The organism is Sinorhizobium sp. KGO-5, assembly GCF_036245905.1.
Classification (GTDB): domain Bacteria; phylum Pseudomonadota; class Alphaproteobacteria; order Rhizobiales; family Rhizobiaceae; genus Sinorhizobium; species Sinorhizobium meliloti_A.
The window spans coordinates 155,612-179,408 of the sequence record NZ_BDIZ01000003.1; the positions used below are offsets into that span (position 1 = coordinate 155,612).

General features: G+C 62.5%; 23 protein-coding genes. 11 read left to right on the plus strand and 12 right to left on the minus strand.

All coding sequences use genetic code 11. The features are described from left to right. Positions 1-3 precede the first annotated feature (3 nt). From ctaD to BHD07_RS14810, 5 genes are read right to left on the minus strand one after another with little or no spacing between them, the layout of a single operon-like run. Positions 4-2,526, minus strand: a complete 2,523-nt coding sequence (gene ctaD, locus BHD07_RS14790; protein WP_338281198.1) for a cytochrome c oxidase subunit I — start codon at positions 2,524-2,526, stop codon at positions 4-6. Then, positions 2,526-3,599, minus strand: a complete 1,074-nt coding sequence (locus BHD07_RS14795; RefSeq protein WP_338281200.1) for a sodium:calcium antiporter — start codon at positions 3,597-3,599, stop codon at positions 2,526-2,528. Before BHD07_RS14795 ends, ctaD begins: the two co-directional genes overlap by 1 nt. 3 nt (positions 3,600-3,602) lie before the next feature. Continuing rightward, a complete protein-coding gene (locus tag BHD07_RS14800) occupies positions 3,603-4,586 on the minus strand; it encodes a cytochrome c oxidase subunit II (RefSeq protein WP_102764288.1) in 984 nt (327 codons plus the stop codon). Beyond that, on the minus strand, positions 4,583-5,707 hold the full coding sequence (locus tag BHD07_RS14805; protein WP_338281202.1) for a c-type cytochrome: 1,125 nt from the start codon (positions 5,705-5,707) through the stop codon (positions 4,583-4,585). Before BHD07_RS14805 ends, BHD07_RS14800 begins: the two co-directional genes overlap by 4 nt. Next, a complete protein-coding gene (locus tag BHD07_RS14810; protein ID WP_338281204.1) occupies positions 5,698-6,279 on the minus strand; it encodes a cytochrome c oxidase assembly protein in 582 nt (193 codons plus the stop codon). The genes BHD07_RS14805 and BHD07_RS14810 overlap by 10 nt, the downstream gene beginning before the upstream one ends. A 251-nt stretch (positions 6,280-6,530) precedes the next feature. Between BHD07_RS14810 and BHD07_RS14815 the strand changes: the two genes are divergently transcribed. Continuing rightward, positions 6,531-6,980 (plus strand): DUF2231 domain-containing protein, encoded by a 450-nt coding sequence (locus BHD07_RS14815; RefSeq protein ID WP_275599138.1) that lies wholly within the window; start codon positions 6,531-6,533, stop codon positions 6,978-6,980. Further along, complete coding sequence (locus tag BHD07_RS14820; RefSeq protein ID WP_338281207.1) at positions 6,973-8,526, plus strand: PQQ-dependent sugar dehydrogenase; 1,554 nt, start codon at positions 6,973-6,975, stop codon at positions 8,524-8,526. Before BHD07_RS14815 ends, BHD07_RS14820 begins: the two co-directional genes overlap by 8 nt. Positions 8,527-8,534: 8 nt before the next feature. On the opposite strand, the gene BHD07_RS14825 is transcribed toward BHD07_RS14820, so the two are convergent. The 6 genes from BHD07_RS14825 to BHD07_RS14850 form a co-directional block, all read right to left on the minus strand. Beyond that, positions 8,535-9,521, minus strand: coding sequence for a YihY/virulence factor BrkB family protein (locus BHD07_RS14825; RefSeq protein ID WP_198516631.1), 987 nt, complete (start codon positions 9,519-9,521; stop codon positions 8,535-8,537). A gap of 541 nt (positions 9,522-10,062) precedes the next feature. Beyond that, positions 10,063-10,503, minus strand: coding sequence for a DUF421 domain-containing protein (locus BHD07_RS14830; protein WP_018098814.1), 441 nt, complete (start codon positions 10,501-10,503; stop codon positions 10,063-10,065). Between the two features lie 10 nt (positions 10,504-10,513). After that, positions 10,514-11,014: a hypothetical protein gene (locus BHD07_RS14835; RefSeq protein WP_338281210.1), complete on the minus strand. Its 501-nt coding sequence runs from the start codon at positions 11,012-11,014 to the stop codon at positions 10,514-10,516. Positions 11,015-11,195: 181 nt separating this feature from the next. Then, positions 11,196-11,714 carry a DUF2231 domain-containing protein gene (locus BHD07_RS14840; protein ID WP_338281212.1) on the minus strand — a complete coding sequence of 173 codons (519 nt, stop codon included), beginning with the start codon at positions 11,712-11,714 and terminating at the stop codon, positions 11,196-11,198. A 98-nt stretch (positions 11,715-11,812) separates the two neighbouring features. Continuing rightward, positions 11,813-12,805, minus strand: a complete 993-nt coding sequence (locus tag BHD07_RS14845) for a YihY/virulence factor BrkB family protein (protein ID WP_100670252.1) — start codon at positions 12,803-12,805, stop codon at positions 11,813-11,815. Between the two features lie 94 nt (positions 12,806-12,899). Further along, entirely contained in the window at positions 12,900-13,919 is a 1,020-nt protein-coding gene (locus tag BHD07_RS14850) for a Gfo/Idh/MocA family protein (RefSeq protein WP_338281214.1), read from the minus strand. Between the two features lie 157 nt (positions 13,920-14,076). On the opposite strand from BHD07_RS14850, the gene uxaC reads away from it, so the two are divergent. The 8 genes from uxaC (at position 14,077) to BHD07_RS14890 (ending at position 21,392) form a co-directional block, all read left to right on the plus strand. Further along, entirely contained in the window at positions 14,077-15,486 is a 1,410-nt protein-coding gene (uxaC, locus tag BHD07_RS14855; protein ID WP_338281216.1) for a glucuronate isomerase, read from the plus strand. 31 nt (positions 15,487-15,517) lie between these two features. After that, complete coding sequence (locus tag BHD07_RS14860; RefSeq protein ID WP_100670249.1) at positions 15,518-16,495, plus strand: TRAP transporter substrate-binding protein; 978 nt, start codon at positions 15,518-15,520, stop codon at positions 16,493-16,495. A 204-nt stretch (positions 16,496-16,699) separates the two neighbouring features. Further along, positions 16,700-17,260 (plus strand): TRAP transporter small permease, encoded by a 561-nt coding sequence (locus BHD07_RS14865; RefSeq protein WP_100670248.1) that lies wholly within the window; start codon positions 16,700-16,702, stop codon positions 17,258-17,260. A gap of 4 nt (positions 17,261-17,264) precedes the next feature. Then, entirely contained in the window at positions 17,265-18,548 is a 1,284-nt protein-coding gene (locus BHD07_RS14870; RefSeq protein ID WP_100670247.1) for a TRAP transporter large permease, read from the plus strand. Between the two features lie 8 nt (positions 18,549-18,556). After that, on the plus strand, positions 18,557-19,306 hold the full coding sequence (locus BHD07_RS14875; RefSeq protein ID WP_100670246.1) for a FadR/GntR family transcriptional regulator: 750 nt from the start codon (positions 18,557-18,559) through the stop codon (positions 19,304-19,306). Between the two features lie 131 nt (positions 19,307-19,437). Next, positions 19,438-20,286: a 5-dehydro-4-deoxy-D-glucuronate isomerase gene (gene kduI, locus BHD07_RS14880; protein WP_338281221.1), complete on the plus strand. Its 849-nt coding sequence runs from the start codon at positions 19,438-19,440 to the stop codon at positions 20,284-20,286. Then, positions 20,283-21,047: a 2-dehydro-3-deoxy-D-gluconate 5-dehydrogenase KduD gene (gene kduD, locus BHD07_RS14885; protein WP_338281223.1), complete on the plus strand. Its 765-nt coding sequence runs from the start codon at positions 20,283-20,285 to the stop codon at positions 21,045-21,047. The genes kduI and kduD overlap by 4 nt, the downstream gene beginning before the upstream one ends. Before the next feature lie 9 nt (positions 21,048-21,056). Next, the gene (locus BHD07_RS14890; protein ID WP_100670244.1) at positions 21,057-21,392 is read left to right on the plus strand and encodes a cupin domain-containing protein; all 336 of its coding nucleotides are present in this window, start codon (positions 21,057-21,059) and stop codon (positions 21,390-21,392) included. Positions 21,393-21,490: 98 nt separating this feature from the next. Here BHD07_RS14890 and BHD07_RS14895 read toward each other — a convergent pair whose 3' ends face one another. Next, positions 21,491-22,603, minus strand: coding sequence for a LacI family DNA-binding transcriptional regulator (locus BHD07_RS14895; RefSeq protein WP_324763680.1), 1,113 nt, complete (start codon positions 22,601-22,603; stop codon positions 21,491-21,493). Between the two features lie 163 nt (positions 22,604-22,766). Here BHD07_RS14895 and BHD07_RS14900 point away from each other — a divergent pair, with 163 nt between their 5' ends. Beyond that, positions 22,767-23,750, plus strand: coding sequence for an ABC transporter substrate-binding protein (locus tag BHD07_RS14900; RefSeq protein ID WP_100670243.1), 984 nt, complete (start codon positions 22,767-22,769; stop codon positions 23,748-23,750). Positions 23,751-23,797: the final 47 nt, after the last annotated feature.

The following is a 23,797-nucleotide window of genomic DNA, read 5'->3' on the forward strand; positions in this document are numbered from 1 at the left end:
CACCTATCCGATCAGTCGCGGGAAGCCGTGAATCAGTCCGAGGCCCAGCAGCGACTGGGCTACGGCGTAGTGATAGAGCAGCGCGTAGCTGTCGTAGGTCACCCGCCGTACGGCATCCAGCTTCCCGGCCAGATGCCGCGCCATCGCGAACAGTCCCATGATCAGCAGGGCGAAGACGAGTTGAGCGAAGAGAACGGCGCCTAGATAAACCATGGCTCCGTAGGCGTTCCCATCGGGGCTCAAGCCCGTCGCCAAGTGCCCCCGGAGTTCAAGTGCGAACGCACCCGTCAGGCAGGCGAGCGAAAGAAGCAGAGCGGCCGCCATTGCCACGCGCGATGCCGAGAACATCCCCAGCCTGCGGCTGACAAGCCATAAGATACCCGAGCCGGCAAGAAGCAGCGCCGCGGACCCCAAGGGCCAGCGAAGGGGCGGTGGTTCCGGAGAACCGGCCGGTGCCCAGACCTCCGGCGAGACGACCCAGAGGAACAGATAGGAAAAGACATAGGCGAGATAGAGGGACGCCGCAACGAACATCAGGACCACCATCGCCCACCAGGAATGCGACGTCGGTCCGCTCATATAGGTGGGAAGGCGAACGCCCTTGGCGATTTCGATCATGCCTTTCGAAGGCCCGGGGTCGAGCCCCCAGGCCCAGACGAGGATGAAGGCGATGGCGAGGACTCCGCAGATCGTTGCGATCGTCACCATCTTGACCGTCAGCAGCAGGAAGAACGCCGCCGTGAAGACGGCCGCGAGGAAAGGCGGCCAGCCGGGGCCGGGCATCTGGATGACATATTGCGGACGGGCATGGATCGGCGAGGTCACGATCGTTTCCCGCCAGCCGGTCGGAGCGTTTGGAAGATAGTGATGGCCGTCGCGTACCTCCTGAGGGAGGCTCGGCCGGTCCCAGAGCGGTTCGCGACTGGTGATGTGAGGGATGCTTCGGGTGGAGTAGACGTCGTTCGGCAGCCATTCGAGCGTGCCCGCCCCCCAAGGGTTCTCGTGAGGTCCGTTGCCGGGGCGGAACTTCGCGGCGAGATCCACCAGAAAGACGAGTACGCCGGCGGCAAGCACATAGGTCCCCACGGTTGAGATGAGGTTCAGGGTGTCCCAGCCCATTTCGCCGGGATAAGTCCAGACCCGCCGCGGCATGCCTCTGAGACCGGTCAGATGCATCGGCAGAAAGGTGACGTTGAAGCCGATGAAGATTAGCCAGAAAACCCACCGGCCCAGCCGTTCCGAGAGCATCCGGCGGCTGAAGAGCGGCATCCAGTAATAGATCGCCGCAAACAGCGGGAAGACGAACCCGCCGATCAGCACGTAGTGGAAATGTGCAACCACGAAGTAGGTATCGTGTACCTGATGGTCGAAGGGCACCATGGCCACCATGACGCCGGTAAGCCCGCCAAGGGTGAAAATGAACAGGAAGCCGAGAATGAACAGCGATGCGGTCGTTATCCGGAAGCGCTCCCGTCCCGCGGCGATGGTCGCGATCCACGAAAAGACCTGGATGCCCGAGGGAACGGCGACCGCCATGCTGGCGGCGGAGAAGAAGGCGAGGCTCAGCGCCGGAATGCCTGTCGTGAACATGTGGTGCACCCAGAGCCCGAAGCTGAAAAAGCCCGTGCCGATCAAGGCGACGACGATCAGGTGATAGCCCACGAGCGGTGTGCGGGCCATGGTCGGTACCATCATCGAGACGAGGCCCGCGGCCGGAAGGAAGATGATGTAGACTTCCGGGTGCCCGAAGAACCAGAAGAGATGCTGCCAGAGCAGCGGATCTCCCCCCAGCGCGGCGGTGAAGAAGGGCCAGCCGAACGCCCGCTCGATCTCCAGCATCATCGTCGCCAGGATCACTGCCGGGAAGGCGAACATGATCATGCTGGCGAAGATCAGCATCGTCCAGGCGAAGATCGGCATTTTGGCGAGCGACATGCCCGGCGGCCGTGTCCTCAGCGCGCCAACGACGATCTCCACCGCCCCTGCGATCGCCGAAATCTCGATGAAGCCGATGCCGAGCAGCCAGAAATCGGCGTTGTCACCCGGCGAATATTCCATGAGCGTCAGGGGCGGATACATGAACCAGCCGCCTTTCGGCGCGAGGTCGTAGAAGATGGTCGAGAAGAAGACCAGCCCGCCGACAACATAGGCCCAGATCGCGAAGGCGCTGAGGCGCGGAAAAGGCAGATCGCGCGCCGCCAGCATCTGCGGCAGCAGCATGACGCCGAGCGCCTCGACCGCCGGCACGGCAAAGAGGAACATCATCGTCGTGCCGTGGACCGTGAACATCTGATTGTAGAGGTCCTGGTCTATGAGGCGATTGTCGCCGAGGGCGAGCTGCGTGCGCATGACGACGGCCAGCAGACCGGCCATGAGGAAGAAGAGAAACGCGACGCCGATATAGAGAAGACCGATCACCGTATTGTTGACGGCCGTCACCAGCCGCCAACCGCGCGGCGTCGCCCAGATGCGCTCCAGTTCACGGACCTCGCCTTCGGGCCGGGTATCGGGATTTGGCAGTTCCATCATCCGCCTCCGCCGCCAGTGTCGCGCAGGAAATAGAGGACGACCAGCCCCGCCAGGTAAACGGTGAGGACCGCGAAGGAGTCGTAACCCATCCTGAAGATCGTCCGGTCCCGCCGTTCGACCAGCCCGATGAAGAAGATCGCCGTGACCGTGATCGCGATCAGCGCTGCAAAGGCTTCGAAGCGCCCGGCCCCGTTCATCACCGCGTCGGCACCTCCGGTGATATCGACGATGAAAAGAAGGAAGAGATCAATGAGGTTCGTGCCGAAGATATCCGACATGGCCATGGTATAGAGGCCGGCACGCGTGGCGCTGAACACCGTGCTGACTTCCGGCAGCGACGTCGCAATCGCCACGAGGACCGCGCCGATGAAGCTCTGGCCGAGTCCGGTCGCTTCGGCGATCGCATCTCCCGAACGCGACAGCAGATAGCCCGCGACGATGATGACGGCGCCGCAGCCGGCAGTCGCCCAGCCCACCTCGCGCAGCGATTTCTTCTTGCTGTCTTCGGCCTCCTTCCGCGCCCTCTCTTCCTCCTTTTCGGGCGTAACCTCCTCGTCATTCGCGATCCAGGGCTTGTCGCGCTTCGAGCGTGACAAGACCCACATGCCGAAGCCCGTGACCGCTGCAAGCAACCACATCCACACGCCCGAGAAAAGCACCGGCACGTCCCCCACCACGATCGAGGCGGCGACGATCGACAGGAGAAGGATCTTGAAGCCGCCCTGCAGCATGACGACCGGGTCGGGAATGACCGAAGTCAGTGCCTGGCGGCCGATCAGCATGTCGGCAAGGGCAAGGATCGCCACCTGCATGGCGATGCCGCCCAGGATGCTGTTGACCGCGAGACTGGCATCACCGCTGAGCGACGAGGTCACGCCTACCGCCAGCTCCGGGAGCGAAGTGATGCCGCCGAGAAGCACGACGCCGATGAAGGCCTGGCCTACGCCCGTCTTCTCGCTGATCGCATTGGCATAGCCGGTGATCCTGACGCCAGCCATCCAGACTGCCACGGCCGCCCCCGCGAAAATCGCGAGATTCAGCCAAAGTCCGAGGCCGGCGAAGTCAAGCATAGGTCACCTCAACTGGTCCAGATAGGCGGCGAGCTGCCGCAATTCGTCGTCGGTGAAGATCTCGTATGGCGGCATCAGATTTTCCGGCTTCACGTGCTGGCCGTCGCGGATCCAGCGGACGAAGGCGGCGACATCGTTCTCGAGCGTGGCAGCGGCAAGCGAGTGCCGGCTGCCCACATGCGTGAGATCGGGGCCGATCGTACCCCGGGCATCCGTGCCGCGGACCCGGTGGCATGCGGCACAGCCGGAGGAGAGGAACAGCGCCTGCCCTGCGGCCTGATCCTGTTTCGCAGCCGAGGCGTCGCCGGCCTCACCTGCCAGCCAGGAGGAAAACTGATCTTCGTGCATGGCGATCACGTAAAAGGACATGAAGGCATGCGGCCCGCCGCAATATTCCGCACATTGGCCGCGACTGATGCCGGCCTTCGTCGCTTGAAGCGTCAGCGTGTTGGTATGGCCGGGGATCATGTCGAGCTTGCCGGCGAGCCGCGGCACCCAGAAGCTGTGAATAACGTCAGCCGATGTCAGTTCCAATTCCACCGGCCGTCCGACAGGCAGCCTGATTTCGTTGGCGCTCTCGATGCGGCGACCGGTCTCGTCGACATAGGTCACCCGCCACCACCAGCGCTCGCCTACGACCTCGATGCGCAATCCGCCCTGCGAACGGGCCGCAGTGGTGCCGGGCGCCATAAGATAGAAGCCGTAGCCCAGCAGGACGCTGAGAGCGAGGATCGGGAAAACGAGACCGCCACCGATGACCACCCTTTCGCCCGCGATGCGGGCACGCCAGCGCTCACCGCCGAAAAGCGCGACCGCCGTGATCAGGCAGACCCCGACGAGAATGGCGGTAGAGAACAGGATCAGCAGCCAACTGAGCGTGCCGATGCGCTCGGCTTCCGCTCCGGAAGGATCGAGCGCAGACTGCAGCCCGGCGCAGCCCTGCAGCGCGAGAGCGCTTGCCACCGCGAAATATCGGGCGAGCCTCATCGGTTCGCCTCCGTCATCGGCGCTGTGGCGCTTCCCGGAGGCAGTGAGCCCAGATAGGCGGCGACGTCTTCGATCTGCGCTTCGTCCAGTGCGCCGGCAACCGCCGTCATGATCCTCCCGTAGGGGGTCCCGATCCGCCCGCCGCGCCGCCAGAGCCGTATCTGCTCCTCTATGTACTCGGCATGCTGGCCGGCGAGGACCGGAAACTGCTGCGATTGACGTCCGGAATGGCAGCTCAGGCAGGCCGGTACGCCCTGATGCGCGATGCCGCGCCTGGCTATGGCTTCGCCGCGCCTGAGTTGCTCAGGGTCAGGTGGCGCCGATTGGTTTCCGGCGGTTGGCTGAAGCGCCGAGTAATGCGCTGCCAGCTCCCGCATGGCGTCCTCTGACAGAAGGTCGGCGACCGGTTCCATGGCACCGCTCGCCCGGGCACCCTGCGCATATTCCTGGAGACTGCGCAGGAGATAGGCTTCGGGCAGTCCCGCGAGCCGCGGTACACGGTCGCCGTTCGTGCCTGTGCCTTCGCGTTCATGGCAGCGCCCGCAGGCGGTCAAGGCGCTGCCGCTCACGGATCCCTCATCTCCACTCGCCTGGCTGCGCGTGAGGCCCGCCAGGTCGGGATAATTGCCTGCCGTTGCGGGCAGGCTTGCGAGGAATGCCGTGACGGCCCAGACTTCGTCGTCGCGCCGGGTATTCGGCCATGCCGGCATGCCGGTATATTTGAGGCCGTGCTTGACGATCCAGAAGATCTCCTCCGGCGGGCGGCGCTTGCCGATGTCCATCAGATCCGGAGGCGGGGGCAGCATGCCGCTGACGATCGGATTTATCTCTTCGCCGGGGCGGTTGTGGCACGCTACGCACGCACCTTCGAAATGGGATGCCCCGAGTCGGATCATGCCGTCGTCATCGAGCGGCGGAACTTCGATCGTAAAGCTTCGGTTGGCGATCGATCGTTCGCGGATCAGCGTCAGGATCCATGTCGTAATCCGCAGGTGGTCCTTGGAGGCCGCGACGTTGTAGACACCGGACCAGACGAACACGACGCCCGCGGTCACGAGCAGCACGGCGCCGACCCCGACGATTTTCGCAACGGCCGTCCAGTGAAGGTTTCTCAGGTCCACGCTGCTGCACCTGCTCTGGATCCGGCCTCGTCTTCCTCCATCGCCAAAAGCCAGCGCGCGGCAATCACGATCCCTGCGAGAACATAGGTCACAGGACAGGCGACCAGCATGATAAGCCCCGCGAGCTGCTGATCGGCCAAAGTTGCGTTCAGGGTTCCAGTTGCATGCGCCGTGTGGGATGCAGCGAAAGCGGGGTAGAGCGCTCGCGGCGCGAAGACGAAGAGTACGGCGAGAAGACAATAGAGCTTGCTGGTCATCAGAAGGGCAACGATCGGTTGCCAGGAACGCTTGCCATGAAGAAGCAGGACCGCCCGCCAGAACAGGAATGCGGTCAGGAACAGGCTGGCATTCATGAGCAAATGAACTGTGGGAAATTCCAGGGCCCGCTTGAGAAATGGCGGCGCATGCCAGGCCCAGAGGGCGGCGATCTGCGCAAGTGTCGCAAGCGGCAGAGCCCACCCGGCGATTTCCCGCCGCTGCGGCCGACCCCAAGTCATTGCGACTGCAGCCAGGGGCGCGGCGAGGTTCATCAGCAGGATGTGCACTGCCATATGCGTCGCCAACGGCCCCATCACGCCCCCTAGTCCTCCGAGCGGCTGACCAAGACCCCGCCGGTCAGGTTTCAGAAAGGTCGCCGGCGCAGGCCGCCGGTCGAAACACGGCATCGAATTACTGTGTCGCAAGGCGAAACTGTTTGGGGTGCTTCATGGTTCCAATCCGCACCTCCTGTGGTTGCGTAGACGGTCGAACCGCCCGCCGCGAGCGCTCCCGGAACAAATGGGCGGGCCCGAGGTTTCAACGGTCGACCGAACAGGAGGCGCCGATGAATCTAAATTCCGCATCGACTGCCGCGACCGTTACCACCCCGGTCCATTCGTTGCTCGTGCCGTTTCCGGTCGTCTGTTTTACGCTCGCCCTTCTGACCGATATCGCCTTCTGGCAGACGGGACATATCATGTGGCAGAACTTCTCCGCCTGGCTGCTCTTTGCCGGCATCATTGCCGGCGTGATTGCCGGTCTGGCCGGTGTGTTGGAGTTCCTGTTTCGAAGGGAGCGGCGTAGGCAAGGGGCGGTTTGGCTCCATGTACTCGGCTACGTCCTCGTCTTCGGTCTCGCCTTCGTCAACAACCTCGTCCATGCCGCCGATGGCTGGACGGCTGTGGTACCCTACGGGTTGATCCTCTCCGCGGCGACGGTGCTTCTGACGATCCTCTTCGCTTTGCTTGGCCGCGCCACCCTCTACAGGCAATCCGGAGTGAGCGGTTATGAATAGCTCTGCCTTCTTCCGTGCAAGAATCCTCATCGGAACCGGCGTTCTCCTCCTGGCGCTCGCAGGCTGCAGCGATGACGGCGCGGATTTCGATGTTTCGCAGCAGATCGGCCCCGATCCGGTCTTGCCGGAACCGACATCGGAACTCATGCCGGACATGAAAATCGCCGAGGTCGTCGGCTGGCAGGACGGCACGACACCGAGCGTTCCCGACAATCTCGTCATTGCCGCCTACGCGAAGGACCTTGCCAATCCGAGGACCGTCCATACGCTGCCGAACGGAGACGTTCTCGTCGTTCAATCGCGCGAACCCTCGGGCAAGCCGATAGAGCGGCCGAAGGACATGATCCGGGGTTGGATCATGTCCATGGCCCACGGCGGTGGTGCCGGCCCCGAAAAGGAAAGCAATCTGATCACGCTGCTCCGCGACACCGATCGCGACGGAACGGTGGACGAACGCCACGACCTGCTGACAGGGCTCAATTCTCCTTTCGGAGTGGCGTGGCACGACGGAACGCTTTACGTGGCTGCGGCCGATGCGATCCTCGCCTATCCCTATCAGCTCGGGCAGGCGGAGATCACCGGCGAGCCGCGGGTTCTAACACCGCTTCCGGGTGGCCCGATCAACCATCACTGGACCAAGGATCTGGCCCTCAGCCCCGACGGGCGCTACCTCTATGCCTCCGTCGGTTCCAACTCGAACGTGGCCGAGCGCGGGCTCGAGGCCGAAAAGGGCCGCGCTGCGATCTGGCAGGTAGATCGGGAAACGGGTGCGGCCCGCGTCTTCGCGTCCGGCCTTCGCAACCCGAACGGGTTGATCTTCCATCCGGAGACCGGCATGCTCTGGACGGTCGTCAACGAGCGTGACGAGCTGGGGCCGAATCTGGTGCCGGACTACATGACCTCGGTGCAGGAAGGCGCTTTCTACGGCTGGCCATGGAGCTATTACGGCGCCCATGTGGACGAGCGGGTCCATCCGCCGCGGCCGGACATGGTCGAGAAAGCGATCCCCCCGGACTATGCTCTTTCCAGCCACGTCGCCGCCCTGGGCCTGGTCTTCTCCAACGGCTCCGCCTTGCCGGAGCCCTTCGCCAACGGCGCCTTCATAGGCGAGCACGGGAGCTGGAACCGCAGCAGCTTCAACGGCTACAAGGTCGTCTATGTCCCATTCGAAAACGGCCGGCCGGCCGGGAAGGCTCAGGACGTCGTGACCGGCTTCATCGAAGGCGATCAGGCTCGCGGTCGTCCGGTCGGCGTTGCGATCGACGGGACCGGGGCGCTGCTTGTTGCCGACGACGCCGGCAACACCGTCTGGCGCGTCGCCGGAGCCGACGGCAGGGTCACACCGAGCCCTGTCGGTACGGACGGACAGGGGGATAGCGCGGTCACCAGTGAAGCCAGCCCGCCAGCGGGTGAGACAGGAGGGACATCCGGACGGGCCGCTCCTCCCGCAACTGGTGCCACGCCTCCGGAGCCGCCGCAGACCGATGTCGCGCCGGCTACTCTGCCGAGGGCTACGGAACAGGGATCACCGGAGCCACAGCAATAATTCCCGATCTAATCCTCGGCGTCGCCGACCGTGTCGGCGACATAGGCATCGCGCTTTCCGAGCTCCTTGGGCCGCCCTGTCGTTGAATCCCTCGCCGTCTGATGTTCCAGCTCGGCATTGAGTTCAGCACCGATGATGACGATCATCGTGGATATCCAGATCCAGAGCATGAAGCCGATCAGCGTGCCGAGAGCGCCGTAGGTGGCATTGTAGTTTGCAAAATTGTCGATGTAATACGAGAACGCCAGGGACGCGACGAGCCAGCAGATCGTGCTCAGGGCTGCACCCCAGGTAAGCCACCTGAGTTTGGCCGGCTCCCGGCTAGGACCATAGCGATAGATCAGGGTGATGCCCGCCGCTACGAGCAACAGCATCACGGGCCAGCGCACGAACCTGAGGAGACCTTCCAGTTCCAGGTGGAGAAAGGCCAGCACTGCCGGCAATATGGCAATGGCCGCGATGAGGACGGCGGTCAGGATCAAACCGGCCAGCGTGAAGCCGATGCTTAACAGTGCCAGCCGGACGAAGCCGCGCTTTTCCGTCTCGTCATAGGCGATATTCATCGCTTCGAAAAGGGCGCCTACGCCGTTGCGCGCACTCCAGAGAGCGAAGAGCAACCCGCCTATGAAGCCGAGGCTCAGGCTGGACGTTTCCTGGGACGTCAGGGTTTCCAATTGATCGGTCATCATTTGAAGCGACTGCGCCGGGAGCACGGTGGCGAGCAATGTAGCCTGCTCGGCGATCGCGGCCGGATCGGAAACGAGACCGTAGATGGAGACGAGCGAGCCGAGCGCTGGAAATATGGAGAGGAGCACATAAAAGGTGACGCCGGCGGCAACGAGCGAAATCCGGTCCTCGCTGATCTGTGAAACCACCCGCCAGAAGACGTCACGCAGACCCCTCGCTGGAATTTCGCCCGGGCTGTCGGCCGCGCGTCCCCTGCCCCCCTCTTGAGCCTTTTCGTCAGTTCCCCTCTTTGCATCACCGGATTTCATCTGCTCTTCCTCACGGGTTCGAAAGTCCGCCGTGCCGCTGATCGGGCTTGCCGATGGCGGGCGATCGCGGGTGGCATTCGAACACGCCAGGCGATGGCTTGTTCCTTGCGATGCCCCCTATTGGGGCGCGAAGCCCTTACTTCACGGCGCGACTTATTTTCTCATAAGAAGTGCTCCATGCTCTCGTGACGCGTTTTCGGATTTGAAAAGAACTGAATCATGAAACCTGCGACGCTGCGCCTCACCGCCATATTTTTGTCTGCGGCTACTCCGTTTCTTCCGGCAATCGCGGGGAATGTGCAGCACGAAAAGGGAAAAGTTCGAAGTCAAAGCCTGGCCATGAAGAAATTCGTAGATGCCAATCCCGACTGCCTCGAGTTCAATGATCAATGCTCTGTTTGTTCGTTGATCGACGGAGTGGCCGAGTGCTCCTCGCCCAAGATCGCATGTGTCAAGGGGGAGTATCGTTGCACGATGAGATCGAAATAAGTGGCACCTACATTGGCTGACGAACCGGGATTTCCAGCTTGGCACCGCGTTGTCATCTCGGAATGATGCTTATTCCCCCGTCCGCCTCGAGAACAGCGAATTTGATCTGGTCGAGGCGAGCCAGACCCTGCTGCTCTCGGGCCGCGACAAGTATGTCCTCGATGTTGACCCGGGCTCTTCTCACGGCGCGTTCGTCGACCTTCCCGTCGGCGATAAGCACCGTCGGCGTGCCGTCGAGAAACAGGGCGATCTTCGGCGACCATTGCTTGACGTAGGAGAGAACGATATCGACGCCGAAAAGCGTAAGGATGAGCAATGTTGCGTTGACGATGGAGAAGTCGTCGCCGAGCAGCGCCTGCTGAGTCGTCTCGGCGATGATGAGGAGCAGCACGAAGTCGAAGGTGGTCATCTGTGCAACCGTGCGCCGGCCGGAAAGCCGGAGCGCGGCGAGGAGTATAAAATAGATCGTAATACCGCGAACGACGGAGTCCATGACGTATCTCCTAGGGCCAGACGATCGTCCGCACCTCCTTTACCGGCTCGTCATCGATACTTGCCCGGTAGGAAACGACACCCGGAGTTTGGGCACGGAGGTGCAGAGTCAGTACGAGGGGCTGCCGCGAAGCGGACCGGAAGCGGTATACCAGCCCTTCATCGCCTGCTTCAGCGGAGATCGGTGGCGGATCCATATCCTCCACCTGAAAGCTTTTGAAGAATTCGGGCGACAAGGTCAGGCGACGTTCGTTCTCGCCGCCGGCCAATGAAGCGTTCAGCGTCTCGGAAGCCTCCCAGCGGCTGAAACGGGGCATATCGACGGCGCCGCCGGCGAACGTCACGGTCTGCCTCTGTAGCCAGCCCCTTGAGCCGGTAACGCCCAGGACGGCGGCAAGCAGCGTCAGTCCAAAAACGATCCATGCGACGCGCTCTACTTTCCAGAAAAACTCCTGGAAGGTGCGATGCTCTTCGATCTGCAATCCGTCCGGTCGAACTGGTGGTTGATCCAAAGCTTAGACCTCGCCCTTGAGCTTTGTAGAATGGCTGAACGGGCGGAAATGTTCCGTGAACCACCCTGTATGACGGCCCGCTTCCTTGCGTCGGCGTCCGCCGCAGAACTCAAGCAGTGTCCACGCAGGATACGGGCGGCAACCGGAAATCGGCTGGTTGCCGCCGGGGACGAGAGGGCCTTTAGATGTGCTTCGTCCCGTGCCTGGTGATGGATGGCGTGGCAGCGCCGTCCTCCGCCTCGGGGTCTATGCCGACCCGATGATGATAGACGAGCTCCCCGCCTTTCCAGCCGGTGTAGAGAAGCAGGAGGACGGTGGCGAGAGATAGCAGAAGGCCCCAGGGCCAAACGGCCTCGACGGAACCGTTCGCGTAGCGCAGCCAAAAACTGGCGACCGCGAGGAGTACGACGACAACGTTTCCGATCATGTGCTTCCAGGCATCGTCGATCGCCCGAATAAGGGCATTTCCGAGGAAATCCGTCAGTCCGGCGAGAGCGGCCAGGGCTGCCATCACGATGGCTGCACCGAGCGACCACATAGATACGTCTGCCCAGAATGAATTTCCGTTCGCGAGATACACGATGTCACATATGAACGTTGCGACAAGAAGCGCGATTGGAAAGGGAACGAGCATCGGATGGATCGGATGCCCGCCGATTTTCGCGCTGGCCGCCAGACCCAAGAGGTCACGATCTGCCATGGCATAGTCCTCCAGCACCGCAAGTCCCGGTGATCCTGAAATGCGTAAGAAGCGGCGATTGTTCCTTGGCGATGCGAACCGGCGCATGCCGCGGCTGATCAATCAGCCGCCTTGCCGATGGTATCGGCCACATGAGCGCCGCGCTCGCCCAACGGGAGCGGCTTGCCCGTCGTCGAATCTACCGCCGTCTGGTGTTCGAGTTCGGCGTTGATGAGTGCGCCGATGAGGAGAATCATCACCGAGATCCACACCCATGTCATGAGACCGGCAAGCGCGCCGAGAGCGCCGTATGTCGCGTTGTAGTTGGCGAAATGTTCCAGATAGTAGGAAAAGAGCCATGAGGCGGCCAGCCAAAACAAGGTACTGAACACCGCGCCCCAGTTCAGCCACCGCAACTTCGCCCGCTCGCGGCTCGGCCCGAAACGATAGATGAGGATGGTGCCGAAGGTAACGAGGAGGAGTACCACCGGCCATCTCGCCGCTCGGGTCACGAGCTCGACCCAACGATCGACCCACACATAGGCCAGTACGGCCGGCACGACGCCGATCGCCGCGATCAGCGCCACCGCGAAGAGGAGCGCCGCGAAGGTGAACGCGATGCACAGGAGGGTTCTCGACAGAAAGCCTCTCTTTTCCCTTTCTCCATAGGCGACGTTCATCGCGTCGAAGAGGGCGGCAATGCCGTTGGCTGCCAACCACAGTGAGATTGACAGGCTCACGAAGAAACTGATGCCGAGAGTGGAGGGCTTCTGCGTCGTCAGGGTCTCCAGCTGGTCCATGATCAGCCCGTAGGAGTCCGCCGGCAGAATCACCTGCAGGATACCGACATGGGTGCCGATTTCCGACGGGTCCGCGACGAGCCCGTAGATCGAGACGAGGGCACCCATCGCGGGAAAGAGCGACAGCAGAAGGTAGAAGCTTACCCCCGCGGCTATCAGCATGACCCGCTCTTCGCCAATTTCGGAAAGCACCCGCCAGAAGACGTCCCGCATCCCCTTGGCGGGGATATCCGCGGGCGTGTCGGCTGCACGCCCCCTGCCCGGCTCCGCGGCCTCCAGCTTTTCGGCAAGTTCGATTTCGTTCGCACCCATGAATCAACGCCCGCCCGGTGTCGGAACCCGGCTTTCGCCTCGCCGCATGCCTAACCAACGCCGCGGAAAATAGCTTGTTCCGGGACGCGACGGCTCAGAGGCGGTGCGCCTGCCCGCTTTCCGAAGCGCCGAGAAGCGCATTGATGAGCCGGTGGACCTTCAGCGCCTCGCGCCCGTTGACGCGCGGTTCGCCATTACCCTCGACGGCATCGAGAAAGTCGGCAAGGACCGCACGGTGATGGTGATGCGGGAATGCCATCGGATCGGCGCCGGCACCACCCGCGGCCTCGTCCTCGATCGAGAATTCCGTTCCGTCGTGGAAGGAAACCGCAAGCAGCCGGCCGCCCAGACGCGCCATGCCGCGTGTCCCGATTATATCTATCTCGTCCGGATAGCCGGGATAGGCGCAGGTGGTCGCGCTCACGGTCCCTATCGCGCCGCCCCCGAAGCGGATCGCCGCCATCGCCAGGTCTTCGGTTTCCATGCGGTGGATTCCGCTCGTCGCCGCATAGGCCTTGACCTCTTCCGGCAGGCCAGCGAGCGAAACGAGAAGGTCGAGGGTGTGTATGGCCTGGGTGAGAAGCACGCCGCCGCCGTCGCGAGCCCGCGTACCCCGGCCCGGTTGATCGTAATAGCTCTGCGGCCGCCAGTTGTGCAGCCGGGCCGAAGCACTGACGATTTGGCCGAGGCGGCCTTCATCGATGAGCCTCGCAAGTTCCTGGCTGACCCTGCGAAAGCGGTGCTGAAGCACGATGCCGAGTTTTATTCCGGCGCGCTCGGCCACCGTCACCAGGGCTTCCGATCGCTCCGGGGTGATCTCCAGCGGTTTTTCGAGAAGCACATGCTTGCCCGCTTCGGCCGCCTGCCGCACCAGATCGAGATGCGTGCTCGGCGGCGTCAATATCATGACGGCCGTGATCGACGGATCATGGAAGATCGTCTCGGCGGAGTCGCAAGTCGGTAAACCATAGGCCTCGGAAAAGGCCTCCCGCCTGGCGGCCGTGGGACTGTACGCGGCAGCGACGTCAACTCTCTCCTCAAGGTCCAACAGGCTTTTGGCATGCGGGCCAGCCGCCATGCCGAGTCCGATCACGCCGATGCGCGTCTTTTTCATTCCGTCACCCCCTCAGCACAGTTCCTCCGGACCTCTATCTACATCCTGCAGCGATGCGCGGCAAGAAAGTCATCATACAACTTCATGAAGTTTGTATGTTGACAATATATTTTACAAGCCGTAGCCATAGAGCACCTGTTGGAGGAGCGGGAGAGTGATGAGGGGACTGATCGATCCAGATCTGTTGTTTCCGGCCGAAGAGCGCACCCGTGCGCTGGCGCGGAGGCTATATGCCGAAGTAAGCGGTCTGCCGATCGTCAGCCCGCACGGGCATACGGAGCCGCGCTGGTATGCGCTGGACGAACCTTTTCCCGACCCCGCCCAGCTTCTCATCGTGCCGGACCATTACGTGTTCCGCATGCTGTTCAGCCAGGGGATCAGGCTGGAGGAGCTCGGCGTTCCGGCGCTCGACGGTTCGCAGGTCGAGACGGATGGCCGCGCGATCTGGCGGCGTTTCTGCGAAAACTACCATCTCTTTCGCGGCACGCCGACGCGGCTTTGGTTCGACTATACGCTCTCCGAGCTTTTCGGCATCGACGAACTGCCCTCCGCCGCCAGTTCGGACCGGCTTTACGACCATGTCGCCGACTGTCTGGGGCGCCCGGATTATCGCCCGCGCGCGCTCTACGAGCGGTTCAATATCGAGGTGATCTCCACGACCGACACTGCCCTGGACGATCTGGGCTGGCACGGCAAGATACTGGAAAGCGGCTGGAAAGGACGGGTCGTCCCCGCCTACCGTCCCGACGCGGTGGTCGATCCGGATTTCCAGGGTTTCTCGACCAATCTCGACAAGCTCGGCGACATAACCGGCGCCGACACCGCAAAGTGGTCGGGCTATCTGGACGCCCATCGCTCCCGCCGCGCCTATTTCAAGAATTTCGGCGCGACCTCGACGGATCACGGCCATGCGACGGCAGACACGGCCAACCTTTCGCAAGCGGAGGCCGCGGCACTCTTCGACAGGGTGCGGCTGGGCAAGGCGGATGCCGACGAGCGGCGCTTGTTCCGGGCGCAGATGCTGACCGAGATGGCGAAGATGAGCCTGGACGATGGGCTCGTAATGCAGATTCATCCGGGCTCGTTCCGCAACCACTCGCCCGCGATCCTGGCAAAATTCGGCCGCGACAAGGGCTTCGACATTCCGGCACGCACCGACTATGTGACTGCACTCAAGCCGTTGCTCGACGCAGTCGGGCTCGAGCGCGATCTGACCGTCATTCTCTTTACGCTGGACGAGACGAGCTATGCGCGCGAGCTGGCGCCGCTTGCCGGCGTCTATCCCGCGCTGAAGCTCGGACCCGCATGGTGGTTCCACGACAGTGCGGAGGGCATGCGCCGCTTCCGTGAGATGACCACCGAGACGGCGGGCTTCTACAACACCGTCGGGTTCAACGACGATACAAGGGCGTTTCCGTCCATCCCCGCGCGCCACGACATTGCGCGCCGGGTCGACTGCGCATTTCTCGCGCGTCTGGTCGCGGAACATCGCCTGCGGGAGGATGAGGCGTACGAGCTTGCGCGGGACCTTGCCTATGGTCTCGCCAAGGAGGCGTACCGGCTCTGAGAATTCACATCATGCAAACGGGAGGAAAAGCATGAAAATCCTGGTCAAACTGGCGGCCGGTCTATTGGTCGCCGCTTCTTTCATAGGCAATGCAGCCAATGCTCAGACGGTGCTGCGTTCATCCGATACGCATCCGGACGGCTATCCGACGGTCGAGGGGGTCAAATATTTCGGCGAGCTGGTCAAGGAGCGCACAGCCGGCCGCTACTCCGTCGAGGTCTATCACTCCGCGCAGCTCGGAGAGGAAAAGGACACGATCGAGCAGGTGCGCTCCGGTGTCATCGAACTGAACCGCGTATCGATGGCGCCCTTCAACGGAACGGTGAAGGAGTCGATCGTTCCGGCGTTGCCCTATCTCTTCCGTTCGGAAGAGCACATGCACAAGGTGATGGACGGCGCGATCGGCGATCAGATCAAGAAGGCCTTCGAAGGCGCCGGAGTGGTGGTGCTTGCCTTCTATGACGCCGGCGCGCGTTCCTTCTACAACAAGCAGAAGCCGATCAATTCGGTTGAAGACATGAAGGGCCTGAAGTTCCGCGTCATCCAGTCGGACATTTTCGTCGACATGGTGGCGGCACTCGGGGCGAACGCTACGCCGATGCCCTACGGCGAAGTCTATTCGGGCATCGAAACGGGCGTCATCGACGGCGCGGAAAACAATTTTCCAAGCTACGACACCGCCAAGCATTTCGAAGTGGCCAAGAACTTCTCGCTCGACGAACACACCATCCTTCCGGAGGTATTCGTCATGAACAAGGCGGTCTTCGACAAGCTCACGCCGGAAGACCAGGAGATCTTCAAGCAGGCAGCGAAGGATAGCGTTGCCAAGCAGCGCGAGCTCTGGGCTGCCAAGGTGAAGGAGTCGCGTGCGAAGGTCGAAGCGGCCGGCGCGAAGATCACCACACCCGACAAGCAGGGGTTCATCGACGCGATGAAGCCGGTTTACGAAAAGCACGTCACCGATGAGGTCCTCAAGAAGATGGTCGAGGACGTTCGCGCGGTGCAGTGACGAGTCGGACGGGCAGGCCTGCTGTGCCCATGCGCGTTGGAGCGGGATAAGGAAAAGCGTGCGCGGTTCTCCGCCCACATCCCGCTCTAATCAATTGAAATCGATGACGTTCATGATTTTAGATCGACCCGACCCAGGATCATCATAATCGAGCGCAAAGGCCGCGGCAGAAGCCTGCCCGTCCCTTTCAATAGGAATGAAACCTTGTCCAACGGATTGGCAAAATTGGGCCGGGGCCTCTCGTGGCTGGGCACTCTCTCGCTTTGGATGGCGGGTGTGGGCCTCGTCGCGATGACGCTCATCGTCGCCTGGCAGGTGTTCTGCCGCTACGTGTTGAACGACTCGCCGAGCTGGACCGAACCCGGCGCCGTCATGCTGATGAGCTGGTTCATCTTCTTGGGTGCCGCCGTCGGGGTGCGCGAAAACTATCATCTCGGCTTCGACGTGCTGCTCTATCTCGTGCCGAAAGGCGGCAAGATCTGGCTGCGCATGATCTCCGATCTCGTCGCGCTCGCCTTCGGGATCGGCATGATCTGGTATGGGGGGCAGCTCGTGGCTCTCACCTGGAACACCATCCTGCCGTCGCTGCAGATTTCCGGCGGCTGGAGCTATGTGCCCCTCGTCGCGGGCGGCGTCCTCATTTGCCTGTTCGCGCTGGAGCGCATCGTCCTGCGCCTTGCCGGAGAGCCGATCGACGATCTTCTCGACGAAATGCCGCCGGCGGAGGTTGCCGCCGAACTCGACCCTGCTGAAATAAAGGCCTGACCCGATGGACATGATGATCCTTTTCGGCGTGTTCACGCTGCTGATGCTGATCGGCACGCCGATCGCCTTCTGCCTCGGCGTCGCGTCCTTCGCGACGGTTCTCTATCTGGGGCTGCCGCCGCTGGTGATCTTTCAGCGGCTCAATTCCGGCATGAGCGTGTTTTCGCTGCTTGCCATTCCATTCTTCATCTATGCCGGCGATCTGATGGTGCGTGGCGGAATCGCCCAGAAGATCGTCGCCTTCGCGGCCTCGCTGGTCGGGCACATCCGGGGCGGGCTCGGTCAGGTCAACATCGTCACCGCAACGCTGTTCGGCGGCATTTCAGGATCGGCCGTGGCGGAAGCCGCGGCTGTGGGCGGGCTGATGATCCCGCAGATGAAGCAGCGCGGTTACGGCGCGGACTACGCCGTCAATGTCACCTCCATGGCGGCCCTGATCGCGCTGATGCTGCCGCCTTCGCACAACATGATCATCTACTCGATCTCGGCAGGCGGAAAGATCTCGATCGCAGATCTCTTCACCGCCGGCATCCTTCCCGGCCTCCTTTACGCTGCCGCACTGATGACTACCGCCTATTTCGTTGCACGCCGGCGCGGCTATCCGACGGAGGTCTTTCCCGGGTTCGCCCGCGTCGGGCGCTATCTGCTGGTTTCGACGCCCGGCCTCCTGCTCATCGGCATCATCTTCGGGGGCGTACGTTCGGGCGTGTTCACCGCGACCGAGAGTTCCTGCATCGCCGTCCTCTATGCGCTCGCGGTGACCGTCTTCGTCTACCGGCAGATGACCTGGCAGGATTTCGTGCAGGCAACCTTCGCGGCCGTGCGCACGACGGCCATGGTCCTGCTCATCATCGGCATGGCGGCCGCCTTCTCCTGGCTGATGGCCTTCCTCAGAGTGCCCGCAGCGCTGATCGACTGGATGAACACGATCTCGGAAAATCCGATCATCATACTCCTGTTGCTCAACGTCCTGATGCTGTTCCTCGGCACCTTCATGGACATGGGCCCGACCATCATCATCTGCACCCCGATCTTCCTGCCCGTCGCCATGGCCTACGGCGTCGACCCGGTTCATTTCGGCGTCATCATGATCCTGAACTTCGGCATCGGCCTCAATACGCCGCCGGTGGGCGCCGTGCAGTTCGTCGCCTGTGCAGTCGGGAAAATTTCCGTCTGGCAGGCGATGCGCAGCATATGGCCGTTCTACCTGGCGGGGTTGATCGTGCTCGGGCTCGTCACCTATGTTCCGGCCCTTTCGCTATGGCTGCCGGCCGTCTTCAAAGGGTGACAAACCGCATGGATCTTCTGACCGAACGCAAACCGAAGCTTTCCGAACGCGTCGCGAACGCAATAAGGGAGCAGGTTCTGAAGGGCGAAATACAGCCCGGGCAGAAGCTGCCGACGGAGAGCCGGATGAGCGAGTTCTTCGGCGTCAGCCGCACGGTGGTGCGCGAAGCGATCGCAACCCTTGCCGCGGACGGCCTCGTCGAGCCGCGGCAGGGTGCCGGGGTTTTCGTCATGGACCACCCGACGCTTGCCTTCGGCTCGATCAGCCTCGACGTCGGCAACAAGATCTCCCATGCGCTCAACGTCATCGAGGTGCGGATGGGGCTCGAGATCGAGAGCGCGGGTCTGGCAGCGCTTCGGCGCAATGGCGCCCAGGAGGCTCAGATCCAGGAGGCCTTCTTCGAATTCGATCGCCTGCTCGAGCGCGGCGAGGCAACCGGAAAGAGCGACTTTGCCTTCCACCGGGCGATCGCGGCCGCGACCAACAATCCCTATTACGTGGAGGTTCTCGATGCGTTGGGTCTGCGGGCCATCCCTTGCGACGTCGCCTCCCCCTGGGGGACGGAAAGCGTGCTGTCTCGCGCATATCAGGAAAGCCTCCAGCGCGAGCATCTGGCGATCCTGAAGGCGATTTCCGAAAGCGATCCGGAAGCTGCCCGCGCGGCCATGCGCGCCCATCTGACCGCGAGCCAGGAACGCTACCGTGTCCGGTTGAGCGGACAGCAGGCCGCCTGGGACGCCGCCAAGCGCGGCGTCTGATTGCCCATCTCCAGAGCGTTTTCGCTGGTATCGAAGCAGCGGAACGCTTCAACACTTTGAAACGACGCACTCCTGGACGAGAACGTTACACGTTTTTCCTGGAAGTGCCCCAATCCGAGGACCGTGAGCCGATGACCGCAAGCCATATCGACTACACCATTCGTTTCGCCGTCGACCCGGCAGCAGCAGCCCGCATGGACACCGATGCCCTGCGTGCGAATTTTCACATTGGCGATCTGTTCCGGCAGGGGCGGATCTCGCTCACCTATAGCCATTACGACCGGATGATCGTGGGCGGTGCCGTGCCGGTCGACAAGCCCTTGGCTCTCGAAACCATCCGTCCGACGGGTACGGCGCGCTTTCTCGAGCGGCGCGAGCTCATCGCCGTCAATATCGGCGGCCCCGGCCGTATCGAGATGAATGGCGAAAGCTTCCGTCTCGAGCCGCGCGACATGGCCTATGCCGGCATGGGAGAGGAGGTCACCTTCTCGTCCGAGGACCCGGCCGCGCCCGCCAAATTCTACCTGCTCAGTGCGCCCGCTCACCAGGCGCTGCCAAGGCGCCATATCCGCATCGGCGATGCCAAACGGCTCGACCTCGGCAGTGCGGCCACCTCGAACGAGCGTTCGATCTTCCAGTTCATCCACCCCGAAGGCGTGAAGACCTGCCAGTTGGTCGTCGGCATGACGCAGCTTGCCCCGGGATCGGTCTGGAACACAATGCCGTGCCACGTGCACGACCGGCGAATGGAGGCGTATCTCTATTTCGACCTCGATGACAGCGCCCGCGTCCTGCACCTCATGGGCGAGCCGAGCGAAACCCGGCACATCGTGATGGCCAGGGAAGAGGCCGTGCTTTCTCCGCCCTGGTCGATCCATTCGGGCTGCGGAACCGCAAACTACGCCTTCATCTGGGCCATGGCCGGCGACAATGTCGACTATACCGATGTGGAGATGGTGGCGATGGAGACGCTGCGATGAGCGTACCGTCGCGCTTCAGCCTGGCCGGCCGCCGTGTCGTCGTCACCGGTGCCAATACCGGGATCGGACAGGGTATCGCGGTGTCGATCGCGAGGGCGGGCGGCACGGTTATCTGCGTGGGCCGCTCCGCCATGGACGAGACCGAAAAGAAGGTCACCGACGCCGGCGGAACTTTCATTGCGGCCCATGCCGATCTTGGCGATCGCGAAGCCACCCGCTCCCTCATCGACGGGTTGTGGAACGAGCATGGCGCTCTGCAGGGCCTGGTCAACAATGCGGGGATAATCCGTCGCGCCGACGCGGTGGATTTCACCGAGGCCGACTGGGATGATGTCATCGATATCAATCTGCGTTCGCTGTTCTTCCTCAGTCAGGCCTTCGGCCGCCGGCTCATTGCAGAGGAAAGCCGCGGCAAGATCGTCAACATCGCTTCGCTGCTGTCATTTCAGGGCGGCATCCGCGTCGCTTCCTATACCGCGTCCAAACACGGAGCCCTCGGCATCACCCGATTGCTGGCATGCGAATGGGCTGCCAAGGGCATCAATGTGAATGCCGTGGCCCCCGGCTACGTCGTCACCAACAACACGGAAGCTCTGCGCGCTGACGAAAAGCGCAGCGCCTCCATTCTGGAACGTATCCCTGCCGGGCGCTGGGGCACGCCGGACGATATAGGCGATGCGGCGGTCTTCCTGCTCGCACCGGCCTCCGACTACATGCATGGCGCCGTCGTTCCGGTCGACGGCGGCTGGCTCGCCAGATAGGAGAAAACGATGGACACGAAACTTTTTGCCCGTGGCGACGACGGCGAATGGACAGAGCTCGGACAGGGCAATCGGCGCCGGGTGATCCTCCATACCGACGAGCTGATGCTGGTCGAATTCGCCTTCGAGAAAGGCGGAATCGGCGCACTCCACTCACACCCTCATGTGCAGGGAAGCTATATCGCAGAGGGCAGGTTCGAAGTCACCGTCGGCGAGCACACGCAGGTTCTTTCGACCGGCGACAGTTTCATTGCTCCATCGGGCGTGGTCCATGGCGTAAAGGCGCTGGAGGCCGGCCGGCTGATCGACAGCTTCACGCCGCACCGCGCCGATTTCCTGAAATAGAGCAGTTCAAGGAAGCGGTTTTCCGTCTGCAACCGCGCAGCCGCAAGACTTGAAGCCGTCGCGTCCCACCTGCGTCGGGCATTCCGGTTCGACGCCGCTCACCCCTCGCGCAAGGCAAGAGCACGTCCAGTCATCCTCTCGGGGATGGCTGCCGTCGTTCCCCGTTCTACCAGAGGGCCATCCACCTTGATCGTCATCGGGCGCGGGTTCTTTCCGTGTATCGCCATGTCGATCAGCATTTCCGCCGCCTTCTGACCCATTTCATAGTTCGGCAGCACCAGCGTCGAAAGCGGCGGATGCGTGTAGCGGGCGAGTTCCTGGTCGTCGTAACCCATTACCGACAGGTCCTGCGGCACGCGAAGCCCGCGTTCCGAAGCTGCCTCGAGCGCCCCGATCGCCATCAGGTCGTTGCCGCAGAAGATGGCGGTCGGCGGATTGTCGATGGCAAGCAGCTCGAGTGCAGCCTCGTAGCCGCGCAAGGGCAGCCAGTCGCCATTGCGCACCAGGGATTCGTCATAGGCGATATCGGCGGTGGCCAGCGCCTGCTTGTAGCCTTTGAGCCGATCGATTGCGGCATCCATCCACGGTTCGCCGTTGATGAAGCCGATACGCCGGTGTCCGAGAGAAGTCAGATGCGCCGTCGCCGCGAAGCCTCCGGCGACCTCTCCGGGTACGATCGCCAGGTGCTGGCGCGGCTCGGCATAGCAGTTCAGCAGAATCGTCGGAATGTTCGCCAGTTCGCGCGGAACGCTCACCTTTCGTGTGAAGATCGTCGCATAAATCACTCCAGCGATTGCCGGATCGCGCAATACAGCGCGCAGCACGGCGCTCTCAAGGTCGGGGTTGGAACGGGTCGCGTGCGCGGAAACGAGCAGGCCCTGTTCGAAGGCGTAGTCGCGAATTCCGTCGAGACTGACCACCGGGTGCGGACTGGTCGATATCTCGTCTACTATGAAGGCTATCGTATCCTTTTCGATCGCGGGAGCACGGGCGAGATCCTGCCGGGTATTCGGCAGCCTGTACCCGATCTTGCGCGCTGCTTCCCGCACGCGCGCCCTAGTTTCAGCCGAGATGCGGGCTCCGGACATTTCATTCAGAACGAGGGAAACGCTCGATTGCGAGACGCCGGCGATACGCGCCACGTCGGTCATGGTCGGCCGGCCGCCGCCCGCTTCCTTAGTCGAGGCACCGCCCCCATTGCCCTTTGCCATTTCGTTCCCCAGTCCGGCGCTGCAACGCCGCATTCAATTTGTGCATGTGCTAATAACTTTAGCCTTGACTGCTAATAATATTAGCGCAAGGTTTTCCCGTGTGAAGCATAAAGTTGCTCGCAGCCGGTAGAGGAGTACCGGCAAACCGGGAGGAGAGAACACGATGAACAGGATTTCACGTCGCGCGTTCATGCTTGCGGCCACGGCGGCCGGCGCAATCGCCGTCGCCGGCACCGTCGCTTTCGCGGAACTGCCCAAACTGGCGCAGAAGGAGACCTATAAGGTCGGTTTCGCGCAAACGGAATCCAACAATCCCTGGCGCATCGCCCAGACAAACAGCATGAAAGCCGAGGCCGAGAAGCTCGGCCATCAGCTCGTCTATACGGACGCCGCCGGGTCCGCGGCCAAGCAGGTGGCCGACGTCAACTCGATGATCGCCCAAGGCGTGGACCTGATCTTCCTGGCGCCGCGCGAAGAGAAGCCGTTGATCCCCGCCGTCATGGCCGCCAAGAAGGCCGGCATTCCCGTCATCCTGCTCGACCGCAGCGTCGATCCGTCGCTTGCCAAGGCCGGCGAGGACTACGTGACCTTCATCGGCTCGGATTTCATCGAAGAGGGCAGGCGCATCGCCGAGTGGCTCGTCAAGAATGCCAACGGCAAATCGAAGATCATCGAGCTCGAGGGTACGACCGGCTCGTCGCCGGCCAACGACCGGAAGAAAGGTTTCGACGAGACGATCAAGGCGGCAGGCGGCTTCGAGATCGTCGCTTCGCAGTCGGGCGATTTCGCACGCGACAAGGGCCGGCAGGTCGCCGAAGCCCTGTTGCAGGCGCATCCGGATGCCGACATCGTCTATGCCCATAACGACGAGATGGCGATCGGTGCCATTGCCGCAATAGAGGCGGCGGGCAAGGTCCCGGGCAAGGACGTCCTGGTCTTGTCGATCGACGGCGGCAAGGAAGCGGTGCAGGCGGTCATCGATGGAAAGATCGCCGCGGTGGTCGAGTGCAATCCACGCTTCGGACCCAAGGCCTTCGAGACAATGCTGCGCTATGCCAAGGGCGAGAAGATCGATCCCACGGTCATAAACGAGGACAAGTTCTACGACGCGTCAAACGCGGCTGCCGAACTCGCCAACGCCTACTGACAACCTTCGCCACCCGGCCGGGTCGCTCCGGCCGGGTGGCGAAGTCC